The sequence below is a fragment of the Ruegeria sp. AK4 genome (assembly GCF_056541025.1).
The window spans coordinates 168145-182300 of the sequence record NZ_JBQFXS010000002.1 but is presented as its reverse complement, the minus strand read 5'-3'; the positions used below and the strand labels follow the sequence as shown (position 1 = coordinate 182300).

Sequence of the window (14156 nt, the reverse complement as noted above, 5' to 3'; positions counted from 1 at the left end):
GCAATTTGTCTACTGAGGTATGTACTATGTCGTCCGCTCGTTTTCTGAACCGCTTCGGCATCTCGCCTGCAGAGTTTTTCTTCAAAGCTAGTTACGCCATCCTGATGCTGGGCTGGAGCATGTTTTTTTCCGCAGACCTGGCGCACCACTTGGTCTATGCGACACTCGTTTTAATATATTTTGTGGTTTTCTTATTCGGTTCATTCTGGGTCAAGCTGGTTTCGGCTGTGCTTTACTTCCCTGTGATTTATGCCCTCTGGTCAACAGGTTACGTCGACAACGTGATCGGCACCCCTGACAGTCACTTTCTGGTGCTGCTGATGCCTTTCTATATCGGCACGGTGTTGCTGGGCATCGGGTCGTCGGCCTGGGTTTCCGCGTTCACGATATTTGGTTTAATCGTCTGTTTCCCGCTGATTGAAACTTTGCTGTTTGATAAGTCCGGCGACACCAGTTCTTCTGGATCGGCTTTTGCCCGTGTGCCTGCCCCGGGGCATGTAGACTGCGGCTATGCTATCGATCCCAATCTCGGCTACCGGCGCAAAGCAAATTGCGAGGGGCAAAAGACCAATCAGGTTCTCGGCGAAGAGCTGCTGAGCGAGTATTTTCTGAAGACCGACGATAACGCGGAACGCGTGAACCCCGCACCTGTCCGCACAGAGGGGCGGCTGATTTTCATTGGCGGCTCTCGCGTCTTTGGGGACGGCGTCCGGGATGATCAGACGATACCCTATTACCTGTCCGAGTTGACCGGCATGCGCGGAGACATTTGGGCGCTGAGCGGTTGGGGTATCGGGCAGAACGCATTTCTGCTGAACGAGCGGTTTGAGGATGTTGCAGAAATAGCAGAGCGTGAACCGGTCACATTCGTATACGTCGCCTATATCGGACATGTGGGGCGCAGCGCGGGTGGTTACATCGAAACGCTATACTACCATCCCAATTACCCAAGGTTTGAGGTTGCGGACGGTCAAATTGCAAAGATCGGCCGCCTGAGAAATTACTCGTTCAAAAAGTACGTCCTCTATTCCTCTCTCCACTATTTCTGCGAACGCCGCTGCAGGGCCCTTAACCGGCTGGGGTATGAGGCGGCGCCCTATTCGGACCTCGTGCAATTCGTAGCGAATAAGGTTCAGGAGATTCCCAACGCGCGCCTGATCGTTGTCCTCCACCCCGGAAAATCGGGCAGCGAAATTGAGTCCTATGTCGATCTAAAGCAGTTGTTTCAGGATGCCGGGCATGTGGAGGTTCTGGATGCGACCGGGTTGTATCCAGAAAAAAGGCCTTATGTGATCCACCCGGTCTACGACGGGCATCTGTCCGCCGAGGGCAACAAACGGCTGGCAGAGTTCGTGAATCAATCGGTTTTCGCGAAGTAGCGGCTGCTACCTTGAGGAAATGGCCTGACGTCTGTGTGCGTTCGGGTCGGACTTGAATTCAGGCCACCTAGCACAATAGGTTTTCGCCAAGCCCGGTTTGCGCACTGCTATTTGAGAATAACGCGCGGTTCAGCACTACCACGCACATCCAAATGGACAACAAATGTGTTTCCGGCATGTTCAAACCACTCCGGGCGATTTTCGGGCAGCTTCTGGCGCGCCGTCGTCACAAAGAGATGCTGGAAATCCTGACCCCCAAACGCAGGGCAAGACGTGTGGCCGGTTGGGAGATCAATCGCGGACAGGAAAGCACCTTTGGGGCTGTAGCGCGCGACGCGGGCCGAACCCCATTGAGCGCTCCACAGGCATCCTTCTGCATCCACCACGGCACCGTCCGGTTTGCGTTCAGTATGGTCATCTGTAGCGCGCAAATCGACAAACATCGCCGCCTCGCCCACTGGCCAACCGGTTTCGGGGTCAACCTGGATGCGCCAGATGATACGGGTTTTGGTGTCCGAAAAATACGCGCAGTCCCGGCTATGGTCGAAGCAGATAGAGTTGGGAGTGCTCAAATCGCGCTTCAGAACCCGCAATTCGCCGCCACCATGGTGGTCCGGACGCCAGCGGTAGAGCGTTCCCATGCCCGCGTCTCCGGATTTGCTCATGGTGCCCACCCAAAAGCCACCCCAGGGATCGGCCCGACCGTCGTTAGAACGCGTCAACGGGTTGTCGGCTTCGATGTCGCAGAGCATTTCTTCGGACCCTGATAGGAGATTGAAGCGGCTCAACCCGGTTTCGCTGGCAATCAGCAGATGGTCCCGATCAATCCAACCCGCAGCGCTGACATTACGGTCGAATTGCCAGTTAAAGGACTGGGATACGACGCGCGACAGGAGTTTCGAATTGACGATATCGAACCAGAAAAGCTGCTGGCGCTCCGGATGCCAGAGGGGGCCTTCGCCAAGAGTACAGGGGCGATCATCAAAAATCTTCGCTTGATGGGTCATAGAATAACCGGACAAAAATGCGCCTCAGAGGTATTCCCGGTCAGCCTGATACCCGCCAGGTGTGGTCGGCCACCAAACCCACCTCTCGCCGTCGATCCCGCTTGCAGAGCACCCCGCACGACTACAACCCCAAGTGCCGGTACAGGTTTTTCAACGTGTTTTCATGCACATATTCAATGGCCTGCACGGTGCTGTTGGCATTGTGGCTTGAAACGGCGACGTTTTCGAACTGCAGCAGCGGATGATCGGTGGGCAGAGGTTCCTGTTCAAAAACATCCAGCGCCGCCGCCGCGACTTTGCCACTTTGCAGCGCGTCAATCAGCGCCGCTTCATCCACAAGCCCGCCGCGCGCCACGTTGCACAGGATCACCTGATCGCGGGCTTTTTCCAGCGTATCTGCGTTGATCAGATGATAGTTCTCAGGCGTTTGGTTGCAGCACAAACAGATCACATCGGCCTGATCCAACAGGTCATCAAACGAAACGATCTGCGTGCCGTCCGGCGCTGAATCCATATGGGGATCATGCGCAATCACATTCATGCCCAGTCCGCGCGCCCTTTGGCCCACCCCCTGACCAATGGCCCCATAACCTACAACACCCATGGTCTTTCCGGTCATTCCGGGAAAGCGCCCCTTTGGCCATTCACCCTCACGGATCATCCGGTCGGTGCGCGCCAGGCGGCGTGTCGCAGCAAGCAACAGGCCAATTGCATATTCGCTGACCGCATCCCGGAACGCGCCCGGCGAATTGCAGACCGGCACGTTCAGGCGCTGTGCTGCGTCAAGGTCAATGCTGTCGATACCGGTGCCCCATTTCGAGATCACTTTGAGCCGCGGCAGATAAGCCTCGAGAACGGTTTGCGTGATCTGATCATCACCGGCGAGCCAACCATCCACGTCTTGAGCGTATTCCAGACATTGCGGTTCGGCCATGAACTGGTTCACTTCAGGCCAGATTGGCGTCAGCCCTTTCTCCCACAAAAGTGCGTCAAAACGATCTTTTTCGTTTATCATCATGATGTTGGAAACAAGCACATGCATGACGGAACCCTTATGCGTTATTGCGTTTTGCCAGAACGCCCAAAAGAGCTTCGGCGATATCAAGGTCTTCCTGCGTTTTGATCACGTGGCCCGAGATCGCACTGACCGGGTAAAAGGCGATCTTGCCGTTGTAAGTGCCGATAGTGCCCGCTTCTACAGCCTCGATATAGGACTTTGCACGCCAACCGGTGATCGACCAGGTTACGCGCTGGGTGGGCTCCAGATCTTGCGAGTTGGTTTTCTCTTGGAAAGTGAAGTTCACGGGCTGATCTTTGTACGCCACCTCAATCCGGTCCTGGATGCAGGACAGCATCACATCCGCGTCCGATGCGATAAACGTCTCGGCAAAGTTCTTTACTTCCTCGGCTGTCAGCAAGGGCGCAATCGAATGTACCTGAATAAGAAGGTCGCAATCGACATTCTTCAGGAAGTCATAAACAAACTGCTCTGATGTTGCGACTGAATTACCCAACTCCTCGGGGCGCTGGTAAAAGTTGATACCGTATTGATCGGCGATGGGTCCGAATTCCGCGTTTTCCGAATTGACGTAGATTTCGTCAAAGCAGCCAGAGGTCTTGCATTTCTCGATCGCGTGGGTAATCAGCGGTTGCCCCGCGAGCGGGGCAAGGTTCTTCTTCTTCAAACGCTGGCTGCCCATGCGCGCCGGTATCATTGCAATTGTTTTCATATCTTCCTTCCCATCGATAGCCGACTCAGGCGCAACTGCGTGCAAATAGCGGCTTATGCTTTTCAAAAATTTCCCGAGGCGCACAAAGGCTTTTTTGATCGCCGTCCAGCGGCACCGACACAGCACTGGCGTCGTAGCTGGCATAGCGCAGACCAGCTTCCTGCGCGATCAGGGCACCCGCCATGTCATCCCAGCCTTTGGCTTCCCGGCTGGCAACAAGGCTGACACGCCCGGCTGCGGCGTAACACAAATGCAATGCCTGACTGCCAAAATTGCGCAGTTTGAACTCGGTCAGCAGCTGTGCAAGCGCGTCAGGCGCGACAGTTGCAAAATCTTTGAGCAACCCCGAGGACACGACCGCCAGTTTTGATTTTCCGGGCGTGGATTGCAAAGCCGCCCCGTTCAGGCAAGCACCACCACCCCTCTGCGCCGAATAAAGATCGTTTTGCACGACATCATAGACAGCGGACAGCGCCGGTTCGCCGCCGATGATCAAGACCACTGCAACGCTGTAAACGGGTACTCCGGCAACGAAATTCACGGTTCCGTCCAGCGGGTCAACCAGCCAGAGCGGACCTGAACCTTCGTGCGGGCGGTAGTCTTCCTCTCCCACCACCAAGGAACCGGGAAGCAATCCCGGCAGCCTGGCCTCAAGCAGCTTTTGCATGTTCAGGTCCAGACTGGTGACCAAGTCCAATCCATCGGAGCCTTTGTCCCAGACTTCCGGCCGCTCGTTGAATACCTCTTTCACCCAACCGGGCAGTGCGGCGCACAACGCCGCATGCAAGCCGTCTGGCGCTGGCTGAGCGGGCATGATCAGAACTTTCGTTCGGCAATAAGTGCTTCGTCCATATTCGACATACGCAGATACTGGGTCAGAATATGAATGAACGACATGTGGATGTCTTCGATGACGCCATAATTCGTGGCCTCAACATGCACGTTCACATCCGCCAAGCCCTTTGACCGCCCGCCGGAAAACCCGGTGAACGAGATGGATTTCATGCCGATGTCCTTGGAGGCTTCAAGCGCCCTCACGACATTCTCGCTGTCTCCTGACGAGCTTACGGTCCATAGCAGATCGCCGGGGCGCGCCATGGATTGCAGCTGGTAGGCAAAAACCTCGGCATATGAAATGTCATTGGCAAGCGCCGAATTCATTTCTGTATGCGCGGAAAGCGACATGAAGCGGGGTTTCAGCTCTGTGTCTGTGCGTACACATTTCAAAAAGTCGCACAACGAATGGTTGGCGATACCGGCAGAGCCACCATTGCCGCAGATATAGATGAAGTTGCCCGCCTGGATCGTTTCGACAAGCAACGCACTAACTTGATCCAGTGCGCTCAGGTTGCTTAGTGCTGCCGCCTTCGCGAGGGTGTCGAAATACTGGCCAGCAAAGCTTTCACAACTCGGGAAACGCGTGTTTGGGAAAAAGTCTTTCATATCCATTCATCCTTCGAAGATGGGTCACTCTTAGGCTTCCAGGACAAAGCGCAGAACCCCGGATCTCAGACTGCGCTGTAGCAGGATTTGTAAGTCACGCAAGCGGTTCTGGTCTGCCTCTCGAAAAAAGCCAGACCAGAACGGGATATCAGAATTCTCGGTGGTCTTGAAGTAGCGATCCAGAATGACCGCATCCAGCCGACCGGGCGTCGAAACTTCAAGAACCGAAAGGCCGATCCGTGCGCAAAAAGCCTGAAAGCCCTTGATGGAAAATACGGTCAGCCGATCAAGTGGAATGAAGCTGGGGGAATCCGCCCCCAGGATTTCATACTCCAGACCGTCCGCACAGGAACTGGCAATGAAAATCACCGTTCCGGCGGGAACCGATTGCCTGATCGTCCGCATCAGGGCCTCGGGGTCGGCAACCCGGTCCAGCTCTGTCGGCATCAAGACTGCCCGGGGTGCTATGTTCCTCAGACGCTCGCCGATATCGTCAAAATCAGCGTTTTCGGGGGTGAGCGGCAGAAAATCCCAACTGCGATTGTGGCTTAACCGCCGCGTCGATTCAGGCCATGCGGTCGCCTGCGAGGCAAACCGAATATCGACAACTGTATCAAGCGGGCGCTGCAGCCGCGCTTCGGTCAGGCTGATCCAATTCATAAGCGAGATGAATTCGAACTCGCGGTTATTGCCTGTATCTCCGGCTTCTTTCTGACCGATGAGATCAAGCCGCAGACGGTCCAGCGTCTGCTGGCCGGGAACGCGCTGCGCATAAATGGTGTTGCAACCGGTGCAGCGTTGAAATTCCAGCAGTGTCTGGGAAAAGTTCTTGCTTCTGGCAAAATCTCCGCCGCAGGCCGGACAATTCTGACGCGCCGTCCAGGTAGTATCGCCATCCAGCATCAACTCTAACAGCGCCTTGTTACGGGCAAGACGGTATTGGGCGGGTTTTTCCCCGGTGATGGTGCTGACATCCGGAAGATGATCAAGAAAAACAGGTGTTTGCATTGTCAGATTGCCTGATCGGAAAGCGTGGTTTGGTCTTGCAGTATTCGATGCCACTCTGGATCGGCAGAGTAAATTCTCTCGACCAGTTCCATCACATCCAACGCTTGCTGAGATGTACCGCAGCGCAACGGTTCGTGCTTTACAACCGCGTCGTAAAACTCGGTAATTTCCTTGTCCCAGGATTTGTCTTCCGTAAAGCGCAATTCCTGACTTTCCGGGTTCGGGATCGGATTGCCGCTTGCATCCAGCCTGTTCAACGCAACCGTAAGCACCTCTGTCCCATAGCTGCCAGAAGCCGAAAGGATGCCGTCCACCGAGACAAAACCATTGCGCAAATAAAGCTCAAGCCGAAACGTGTGTTGCCACTGCGTAGCGGAAGAGTGGACCGAGGCAACGATGCCATCGGCATTCTTCATCAACGCGAATGCATTGTCTTCGACCGGAACATCTGTCCAAAAATTGCGCTGGACATAGCTTTGCACGTCCTCAAATCGACCGGCAAACATCTGAAACAAATCCAGCATGTGAATGCCCTGATCAATCAGAATGCCGCCACCGGACTGTGCCGGGTCATTGCGCCAGTTCTGCGCATAGTTCGGGCCGCCCGCCTTGCCGTAAACGCCGCGCATGAAATAGAGCTCACCCATCGTGCCGGCATCGATCAGCTTCTTTGCCTCTTCAATCGCGTCATGGACCCGGTGATTGAAACCGAACTTCAAAACCCGATCGTTTGCCGCGTGTTCAGCGGCCATCATGCGGCGCACATCACCCGAGTTGCGACCGGGTGGCTTTTCCGAGAATACGTGTTTTCCGCGTTCCAGCGCCGTGCACACCACGTCCGGGATCATCATGTTCGGCACGCTGCAAACGATGACGTCCGGGTTATAGTCGTAAACCGCCAGCGGGTCTGTAACCATGGGAACACTTGCATCGGGATCCAACGATGTGTCGCAGGCCACGACCACTTCAAATCCGCCGTGACGTTCCATAGCCTCGTGGCGAATCCGCCCCATTTTGCCATAACCGACTATGGCCACACGCAAGGTCATAAACCAATCTCTCTATTATTGTGGCGCAGCGCCCAGCAACGTTCCGAAACCGTGCGATACAGCCGGAACGCCAAACCGCGCCGACCATATCAGGCTGCAAAACCGGCGCAAGTTGGAAGTCCGTCCCGGGCATCAACCCGCACGATTTGAGAGAAACTTCGCTTGCGTTACGTCTGTTCGAAGCTATGGATGACCAGACACAATGAATTGCAGAGAATTTATGGATCAGAAACGGTCAGAACACATTCGCGCAGCGCTCTCGCAAGCCCGAACAGCGGGGCGCCCCGCTCTGCTGGACGAGTCAGACATCCCCGACAGCATGTCCGATGCATATGCCGTCAGCTTTGCGCAAATGAAAAATATCGCGGCATGGAAAGTCGGCGGGGCCAATCCATGGTCGCGGAAAGTGTTTCAGAACACAGACAGCTTCATTGGCCCGCTGCATCCGGACGAAGTGTTCCTGGAAACTGCGTCCGTTCCGGTTGCGCATCTCAATGCGCCGCTGGCCGAGCCCGAGATCATGCTGGAGCTTACGCGCGGCAACAGCGCGGCAGGCGATATGGAGTTTTCCCGCATGGCAATCGGGTTCGAAATTCCGGCATCGGTTCTTCCCGAAGCGCTGAAACCGATTCTGAACGGCCAGATCGTGGACAGGGCCGGAGCAGGCGCGCTTTGGATCACCGGGATCACTCCATTCGATCAAACTGCCTTGAAGCAGGAATTTTCATCCCGCACATGGCACAACGGAACAGAAACCCCATCCGGCAGTTCCACCAATCTGCCCAATGGTCCACTGGGGGCCGCTTTCGAGTTTCTTCGGGTGGCGGCGAATTTTGACGCGCCGTTGCTGCCGGGGCAATGGGTTGCAACGGGTGGCCTTAGCCCGGCTGTCCCGGTTGCAGCCGGAGACTCCCTGCGTGTTCAGGCCCTGGATTGGGATGTAAGCCTCAACCTGATCTGAGGTGCGACCTGAGTTCCGGTCTGGCGGCAAACGTCCAGAAAGGCCAGCGGTCAGATCGAGTCGGGGTTTGTCTTCATCGAAATCGTGGACATGTCCAACGGCTTGCTCAATTGCCGGCGAGCGATCTTGAAGATTCCGGCCCGAGCCTCCTGCGCGCTGCGGAAGCTCGGCAGAACCGACATCCAGTTCCGGCACATGCGCCAGCCGACCTGAAACCGGCCCGAGATCGGTTGCCCGCCTTGCAGTATCGCCGCGAAGACGATTGGCACGGTGCGGCGCGACAGGTCGAACATGTTTTTCAGAACCGCCTCTTCCTCTTCCGAGCTCAGATTGCCCTTGTCGGCCATTGCGACTTTCAGGTTTTTGCCGACGGGCCGCGTGTGGTGCATCGCGATTTCATCCAGAATCGCCGCGCGAAACGCACCGGCTTCGGCCCAGCGGCACCAGATGTAGTCCAAACCGTACCCGCTCATTGTGCCCTGAAACAGCGGCAGGGCCTTGGTCAGGATGTCCCGGTGCAGGCAGGGAGCCATGATTTCGATATAGTTTGTGTATCTCAGCACGAAACCGGGGCACTGGCTGAAGACAAAGTGGGAAAAATAGCTCTCGGGGCTCAGTGACGGTTGTGCGATGCGCAGGCCGTAGACCTGCATGGCCCGGAACAGGGCATTCACGTCCTGCGCGCTGATATCCAGATCATCATCCGGCAACCAGAAGTAGTCGTACTGGGTCAGGTCCCGATTCCTGAGCGTCTGGTACAGCCCATCCCACTTACCACCCTTGACCAAAACGGCTTCGACACCCGGCTCGGGGGAGAATTGCGCAAACGCCTCGTCTGAAAAGAAACTGATCAGAAGATCGAAACTCCGGTCCTCATAAGGAATGTCCTGCCAGCGGGAATGCAGCGACTGGCTGCCTGCGCGCACGACGACGAGGTTCTTTTTCATGACCGCGTCTGGACCTGGGATTCAGGGCGAAGTATCGGGCCGAGCCCCTCGATCATGTCAGGGCGCAGGGGATGGCTCAACCGTCCGTGGGTGTATTTGGCCTGATAGACCAAGTTCCGCACAAACCTGCTGAAAGACGATCCTGTTTTGGTCGCGGTCCGGCAAGGTTCGATCGTACTGCTGAAGGTCTCACGCTCTTCCACCATCTGCTCGACGAGTGTGAGGATCGGTATCTCGTGCTCCCAGTAGAATTTCAGATCGATATCGATCGGCCGCGCAATCGGCGCGGCAAGCTCGACGAGCCGCGCGGCGGCCTTGCGCCCAAGGACATACCCGGTGGTGCGTGGCGGCAAACGGTCAGACAGAACCAGACTTTGATCGCCAACTTTCCTGAGAACGCGGGCGTTTCGGTCAGACACCCCGTCGAGTTTGATCATGACATCTTCGAAACACTCGGCGCACTGATCTATCGCGTCCAGGAAAGGTCTGGGGTCCTGAACGAATGTGGCATCATCCTCAAGCACAAGGCTTACCGAATTGGGACTGTCCGCGACCCTCTGCCAGATCTGACGATGCCCCAGCGTACAGGCAACCTCGCTGCGGCTGAGCGGGCGTTTGAACTTGCTGCGGTTCATATCGGCATCATAAATGCGCCGCAGATCAGCCTCTTCCAGCTGGTCGCCGGAAATTGCATCCGTAAACTCATGCTGCAGATCAAGATGAGTCAGTTCATCCCTGCAGAAACGTCGCCGTTCCGCATCCTCTGGCAGGCTTAGAATAAAGGTCCTGATCGACACCGAACTTTCACCAAAAAATCCCAAGCGTTACTAAGCAGCAAGCAGGGTACGAGCAAGAGGATAAAAAGCGATCTTTCGCCAAATAACCGTTTTCTCTGCATCGCGGCGAATTTCCGCCGTTGTCACCGGCCACCCGGAAAAAAACGGGCGATTTTGACAGCGGTGGAACGCCGCAATGATCCCGGCAAGAATTACCATATTGAAGTATCAAAATCAAACACCTAGCGGGATCCTGAGTTTTTCGCCCCCTGCGGCCGAGCGGGCTTTCCGCGTCCGGTTGGGAATCTGGCGGATCAACCAATTTCTTGCCGAAATGCTTGTGTTACCAAGTGCCCGCATCTATCTAACCTGTCTGAGTCCCGGACAAAGCACGGCTTATGTTCCTTCCGGGCTACAGCCTCGCATCATCTGCACTTTTGGCAGACAGGAATATAGGTTATCTGAGCGAGAGCACGGTTTTACGATCTGGAGAATGCAATGGTAAAGCGCGCCTGGAACGAATGGCGATCGGGCTATATGGGCCGACTGATCGGCGAAAGCTTCTATGCGCAGGGCGGGCTGTACGGCATTGCCATTTTTGCAATGGTCATCGTTGCCGTTACGACCGCCGGGTCTGCGTACATGATGGAGTATATCGTCGATGCGATGACCAGCCCCGATATGCGGGGCTGGGCCCATGTGATTGCTCTGGGCGTGGTGGGTCTGTTCCTTGCAAAGGCTCTGGCGTCCTACGTTCAGGCCATGTACCTCGCCCGTGCGGGCAACCGCATTGTTGCGGCGCAGCAGGAACGTGTTTACCGCAAGCTGCTCAAGCATGGTGTTGCGTTTTTCAGTGCCAACGAATCCTCTGATCTTTTGATGCGCACGACCAACGGCGCGCAAATGGCGCGCCGATTGATCGACGTTCTGGTCACCGGCTTTGTCCGGGACGCTTTGACCCTGGTCGGGCTTGTTGTCGTCATGGTCTACCAGCAGCCGGTTCTTTCGGTCATGTTCTTCATCGTGGGACCGGTCGCGTTGCTGGGCGTGCGTTACCTGTTGAAAAGCGTGCGCGCGATCATGCAGGCCGAGTTCAAATCTCTGGCCGAAATCATCCGCGTTCTTCAGGAGACATCCAGCGGCATCAAGGTGATCAAGGTCTTTTCCCTTGAGGACCGGATGATAACACGCATGGAGACGGCGATCCGATCGGTCGAAAAACGATCCAACGACATCGCCAGATTGCAGTCCATCGCCAGCCCTCTGATGGAGTTTCTGGCAGGGCTCGCGGTCGCTGGCGTTCTAGTCGTCAGCACCATGGGAATCGCCGGTAGCGAACAGCCCTCGGCGGGCCAGTTGATGTCGTTCATCACAGCGTTGCTGATGGCTTATGAGCCCGCCAAGCGCCTCTCGAAGATGCGGGTCCAGATCGAAGCCTGCATGGTCGGTGTCGGCATGCTGTTTGGATTGCTGGATCAGGAAGACACCATGCAGGAAAGCCCGGACGCGCATGATCTGCAAAAAGGTCCGGGCGAGATTGCCTTGCGCGACGTCACGTTTGGCTATCACGGCGCCGTTCCGGTAATTCAGGAGATGAACCTGAAATTCGAGGCCAAAAAGACCACCGCGCTGGTGGGTCAGTCCGGCGGCGGCAAATCGACCATTTTTGGTCTCATCATGCGGTTCTATGACCCCGATCAGGGCAGTGTGGAGATCGATGGGCAGGACCTGCGTGAGGTCAGTTTTCCCTCGTTGCGCCGCAAAATCTCTTATGTCGGTCAGGATACATTCCTGTTCTCGACATCGGTGATGGAGAACCTGCGCTGCTCGGCGCCCGACGCATCAGATGAAGAGGTGATCGAGGCCGCGAAAGCCGCGCATGCCCATGACTTTATCAGCGATCTGCCCCAGGGCTACGACACGCCGGTTGGCGAAAACGGAACCTTCCTGTCCGGGGGCCAGAAACAGCGCATCGCGATTGCCCGCGCCATTCTGCGCAATGCCGAAATTTTGCTGCTGGACGAAGCCACCAGTGCGCTCGATGCGGAATCGGAATCGCTGGTCAAGAACGCTTTGGACGCTCTGACAAAGGACGTGACCGTGATCGTGATCGCGCACCGCCTGTCGACCATTCTGGAAGCGGATCAGATCATGGTGGTACAGGACGGTGCCATTGTCGAACAGGGCAATCTGGATGAATTGATGCAGTTGGACGGCAACTTCCGCCGCCTGTTCGATCAGCAGTTCAAAAAACACGACTCGACCCCGGAAGTCGCAGAGTAACTGCGGTCCGGTTTGCTTCACCGACTTTGGGTTCGGCCATTCGGTGGCCAAATAAACAGGCTTTAGGCACACAAATCCGTGAAAGCCGGAATTTTGTATTCCTTTCAATTGCAAATCTGCCTACCTATTAGTAGGTATAGTTCAAACCCCAAAAGGCGACACGCCCGTCGCGTGCAGTCTGAACCGCCCGCAACCAGCCAAAGGAACATAGACCCATGGAACTCAACTCGGACTTTTCCTCCCGCGTCGTTGTTCACTCGGATCAGCTTGAATGGCAGCCCTCGCCCATGAAAGGCGTGGACCGGCGCATGCTGGACCGGATCGGAGGTGAGGTCGCCCGCGCGACAACCATTGTCCGCTACGCGCCGGGCAGCAAATTCTCGGCCCATACCCATACGGGCGGTGAGGAGTTCATCGTGCTGGACGGCGTGTTTCAGGACGAACACGGAGATTTCCCGGCGGGCACCTATGTGCGAAACCCGCCAACCTCGCAGCATACGCCGGGGTCCGCGCCGGGCTGCACGATCTTTGTCAAACTCTGGCAGTTTGACATGGAGGACCGCACCCAGTTCCGCAAAACCATGGCCGATGAACTGGCCGCGCCCAAGAATGGCATCGCTACCGCAACCCTGCACGAAGACGCGCGCGAGATTGTCACCTACAGCCATCTCGACCCCGGCGCGTCGCTCGCGTCCGACGCGACCGGAGGCATCGAACTGCTGGTCATCGATGGCTCGATGACGACCGGCGGCGATGCATTGACCAAGAACGACTGGATGCGCCTGCCCGAAGGTGAGCCGCTGTCCGCAATCGCGGGACCGGACGGTGCCAAGGTCTGGATGAAGACCGGCCACTTGCCCTTTGCCAAAGCACCGGAGGTTTGATCCATGCCTGCCGAAAAGCCACTCGCACTTGTCGCTGGGGCCGGGGCAGGCCTTGGCCAGAGCCTGCTCGCCCGGTTTCAGGCCGGCGGCATGACCGCCGTGGGTCTGGGCCGCACGACGCCGGACAATCCGGTCGGTGCGTTTCATCAACTTGATGTTTCTGACCCCGATGCCGTTGGCCCCGTGGTCGCCGATCTGATCGCAGCGCATGGCCCGCCAAAGATCGTTGTCCACAACACTGCGGAACTGGTGATCGCGCCTTTAGCCGAAACCTCCCTTTCAGACTATCAGCGGACGTGGAAATCCATGGTCCAGTCGCTGGTCGTACTGGGCCAGTCTGTCCTGCAACCTATGGTCAGCGGTGGCGGAGGTACGCTGATCGTTTCCGGTGCCACAGCCTCGCTGCGCGGCGGGGCGCGGTTTTCCGCTTTTGCCTCAGCCAAGTTTGCGCTGCGGGGGCTGACGCAATCTCTGGCGCGCGAATACCAGCCAGCGGGCGTGCATGTGGCGCATGTGATTCTGGATGGCATCATCGACACCGCCAGATCGCGCGGGCTGCACAGTCTTGACCCGGCCAAGATGATGAAGACGGACGAGATCGCCGAGGTCTATTGGCAACTGGCCCACCAGCCCCCGTCGACCTGGACCCACGAACTGGATCTGCGCCCGGCCACAGAAGGGTTCTGAAC

Annotated in this window: 15 protein-coding genes; 5 read left to right on the top strand and 10 right to left on the bottom strand. The window is 56.7% G+C overall.

Going from position 1 to position 14156, the window contains the following annotated elements:
- Positions 1-26 precede the first annotated feature (26 nt).
- Positions 27-1379: a hypothetical protein gene (locus tag ACR0EZ_RS04835; protein ID WP_480611495.1), complete on the top strand. Its 1353-nt coding sequence runs from the start codon at positions 27-29 to the stop codon at positions 1377-1379.
- Between the two features lie 107 nt (positions 1380-1486).
- On the opposite strand, the gene ACR0EZ_RS04830 is transcribed toward ACR0EZ_RS04835, so the two are convergent.
- The 7 genes from ACR0EZ_RS04830 to ACR0EZ_RS04800 form a co-directional block, all read right to left on the bottom strand.
- A complete protein-coding gene (locus ACR0EZ_RS04830) occupies positions 1487-2386 on the bottom strand; it encodes an SMP-30/gluconolactonase/LRE family protein (RefSeq protein ID WP_480611494.1) in 900 nt (299 codons plus the stop codon).
- Between the two features lie 121 nt (positions 2387-2507).
- Positions 2508-3428: a phosphoglycerate dehydrogenase gene (locus ACR0EZ_RS04825; RefSeq protein WP_480611493.1), complete on the bottom strand. Its 921-nt coding sequence runs from the start codon at positions 3426-3428 to the stop codon at positions 2508-2510.
- 10 nt (positions 3429-3438) lie between these two features.
- Positions 3439-4116, bottom strand: a complete 678-nt coding sequence (locus ACR0EZ_RS04820) for an acylneuraminate cytidylyltransferase family protein (protein WP_480611492.1) — start codon at positions 4114-4116, stop codon at positions 3439-3441.
- A gap of 25 nt (positions 4117-4141) precedes the next feature.
- On the bottom strand, positions 4142-4930 hold the full coding sequence (locus ACR0EZ_RS04815; RefSeq protein ID WP_480611491.1) for an inositol monophosphatase family protein: 789 nt from the start codon (positions 4928-4930) through the stop codon (positions 4142-4144).
- 2 nt (positions 4931-4932) lie between these two features.
- Positions 4933-5559 (bottom strand): SIS domain-containing protein, encoded by a 627-nt coding sequence (locus tag ACR0EZ_RS04810; protein WP_480611490.1) that lies wholly within the window; start codon positions 5557-5559, stop codon positions 4933-4935.
- Positions 5560-5589: 30 nt separating this feature from the next.
- On the bottom strand, positions 5590-6567 hold the full coding sequence (locus tag ACR0EZ_RS04805; RefSeq protein WP_480611489.1) for a hypothetical protein: 978 nt from the start codon (positions 6565-6567) through the stop codon (positions 5590-5592).
- Between the two features lie 2 nt (positions 6568-6569).
- A complete protein-coding gene (locus tag ACR0EZ_RS04800) occupies positions 6570-7616 on the bottom strand; it encodes a Gfo/Idh/MocA family protein (protein WP_480611488.1) in 1047 nt (348 codons plus the stop codon).
- 319 nt (positions 7617-7935) lie between these two features.
- Between ACR0EZ_RS04800 and ACR0EZ_RS04795 the strand changes: the two genes are divergently transcribed.
- On the top strand, positions 7936-8577 hold the full coding sequence (locus ACR0EZ_RS04795; RefSeq protein ID WP_480611487.1) for a hypothetical protein: 642 nt from the start codon (positions 7936-7938) through the stop codon (positions 8575-8577).
- Between the two features lie 50 nt (positions 8578-8627).
- On the opposite strand, the gene ACR0EZ_RS04790 is transcribed toward ACR0EZ_RS04795, so the two are convergent.
- The 3 genes from ACR0EZ_RS04790 to ACR0EZ_RS04780 are packed head-to-tail and all read right to left on the bottom strand — an operon-like array spanning position 8628 to position 10519.
- Positions 8628-9524, bottom strand: coding sequence for a hypothetical protein (locus tag ACR0EZ_RS04790; RefSeq protein WP_480611486.1), 897 nt, complete (start codon positions 9522-9524; stop codon positions 8628-8630).
- The gene (locus tag ACR0EZ_RS04785; protein WP_480611485.1) at positions 9521-10321 is read right to left on the bottom strand and encodes a glycosyltransferase family 25 protein; all 801 of its coding nucleotides are present in this window, start codon (positions 10319-10321) and stop codon (positions 9521-9523) included. The genes ACR0EZ_RS04790 and ACR0EZ_RS04785 overlap by 4 nt, the downstream gene beginning before the upstream one ends.
- A gap of 30 nt (positions 10322-10351) precedes the next feature.
- Positions 10352-10519 carry a hypothetical protein gene (locus ACR0EZ_RS04780; protein WP_480611484.1) on the bottom strand — a complete coding sequence of 56 codons (168 nt, stop codon included), beginning with the start codon at positions 10517-10519 and terminating at the stop codon, positions 10352-10354.
- Positions 10520-10798: 279 nt separating this feature from the next.
- On the opposite strand from ACR0EZ_RS04780, the gene ACR0EZ_RS04775 reads away from it, so the two are divergent.
- The 3 genes from ACR0EZ_RS04775 (at position 10799) to ACR0EZ_RS04765 (ending at position 14154) form a co-directional block, all read left to right on the top strand.
- On the top strand, positions 10799-12583 hold the full coding sequence (locus ACR0EZ_RS04775) for an ABC transporter ATP-binding protein (RefSeq protein WP_480611483.1): 1785 nt from the start codon (positions 10799-10801) through the stop codon (positions 12581-12583).
- 215 nt (positions 12584-12798) lie between these two features.
- Complete coding sequence (locus tag ACR0EZ_RS04770) at positions 12799-13467, top strand: cupin domain-containing protein (RefSeq protein ID WP_480611482.1); 669 nt, start codon at positions 12799-12801, stop codon at positions 13465-13467.
- Between the two features lie 3 nt (positions 13468-13470).
- Positions 13471-14154, top strand: a complete 684-nt coding sequence (locus tag ACR0EZ_RS04765; RefSeq protein ID WP_480611481.1) for an SDR family NAD(P)-dependent oxidoreductase — start codon at positions 13471-13473, stop codon at positions 14152-14154.
- Positions 14155-14156 lie beyond the last annotated feature (2 nt).

What these genes read in the sequence shown, in the direction of transcription:
- ACR0EZ_RS04835 (WP_480611495.1), top strand. Translation starts at nt 27, where the DNA reads ATGTCGTCCGCTCGTTTTCTGAACCGCTTCGGCATCTCGCCTGCAGAG.
- ACR0EZ_RS04830 (WP_480611494.1), bottom strand. Translation starts at nt 2,386, where the DNA reads ATGACCCATCAAGCGAAGATTTTTGATGATCGCCCCTGTACTCTTGGC.
- ACR0EZ_RS04825 (WP_480611493.1), bottom strand. Translation starts at nt 3,428, where the DNA reads ATGCATGTGCTTGTTTCCAACATCATGATGATAAACGAAAAAGATCGT.
- ACR0EZ_RS04820 (WP_480611492.1), bottom strand. Translation starts at nt 4,116, where the DNA reads ATGAAAACAATTGCAATGATACCGGCGCGCATGGGCAGCCAGCGTTTG.
- ACR0EZ_RS04815 (WP_480611491.1), bottom strand. Translation starts at nt 4,930, where the DNA reads ATGCCCGCTCAGCCAGCGCCAGACGGCTTGCATGCGGCGTTGTGCGCC.
- ACR0EZ_RS04810 (WP_480611490.1), bottom strand. Translation starts at nt 5,559, where the DNA reads ATGAAAGACTTTTTCCCAAACACGCGTTTCCCGAGTTGTGAAAGCTTT.
- ACR0EZ_RS04805 (WP_480611489.1), bottom strand. Translation starts at nt 6,567, where the DNA reads ATGCAAACACCTGTTTTTCTTGATCATCTTCCGGATGTCAGCACCATC.
- ACR0EZ_RS04800 (WP_480611488.1), bottom strand. Translation starts at nt 7,616, where the DNA reads ATGACCTTGCGTGTGGCCATAGTCGGTTATGGCAAAATGGGGCGGATT.
- ACR0EZ_RS04795 (WP_480611487.1), top strand. Translation starts at nt 7,936, where the DNA reads ATGTCCGATGCATATGCCGTCAGCTTTGCGCAAATGAAAAATATCGCG.
- ACR0EZ_RS04790 (WP_480611486.1), bottom strand. Translation starts at nt 9,524, where the DNA reads ATGAAAAAGAACCTCGTCGTCGTGCGCGCAGGCAGCCAGTCGCTGCAT.
- ACR0EZ_RS04780 (WP_480611484.1), bottom strand. Translation starts at nt 10,519, where the DNA reads ATGGTAATTCTTGCCGGGATCATTGCGGCGTTCCACCGCTGTCAAAAT.
- ACR0EZ_RS04775 (WP_480611483.1), top strand. Translation starts at nt 10,799, where the DNA reads ATGGTAAAGCGCGCCTGGAACGAATGGCGATCGGGCTATATGGGCCGA.
- ACR0EZ_RS04770 (WP_480611482.1), top strand. Translation starts at nt 12,799, where the DNA reads ATGGAACTCAACTCGGACTTTTCCTCCCGCGTCGTTGTTCACTCGGAT.
- ACR0EZ_RS04765 (WP_480611481.1), top strand. Translation starts at nt 13,471, where the DNA reads ATGCCTGCCGAAAAGCCACTCGCACTTGTCGCTGGGGCCGGGGCAGGC.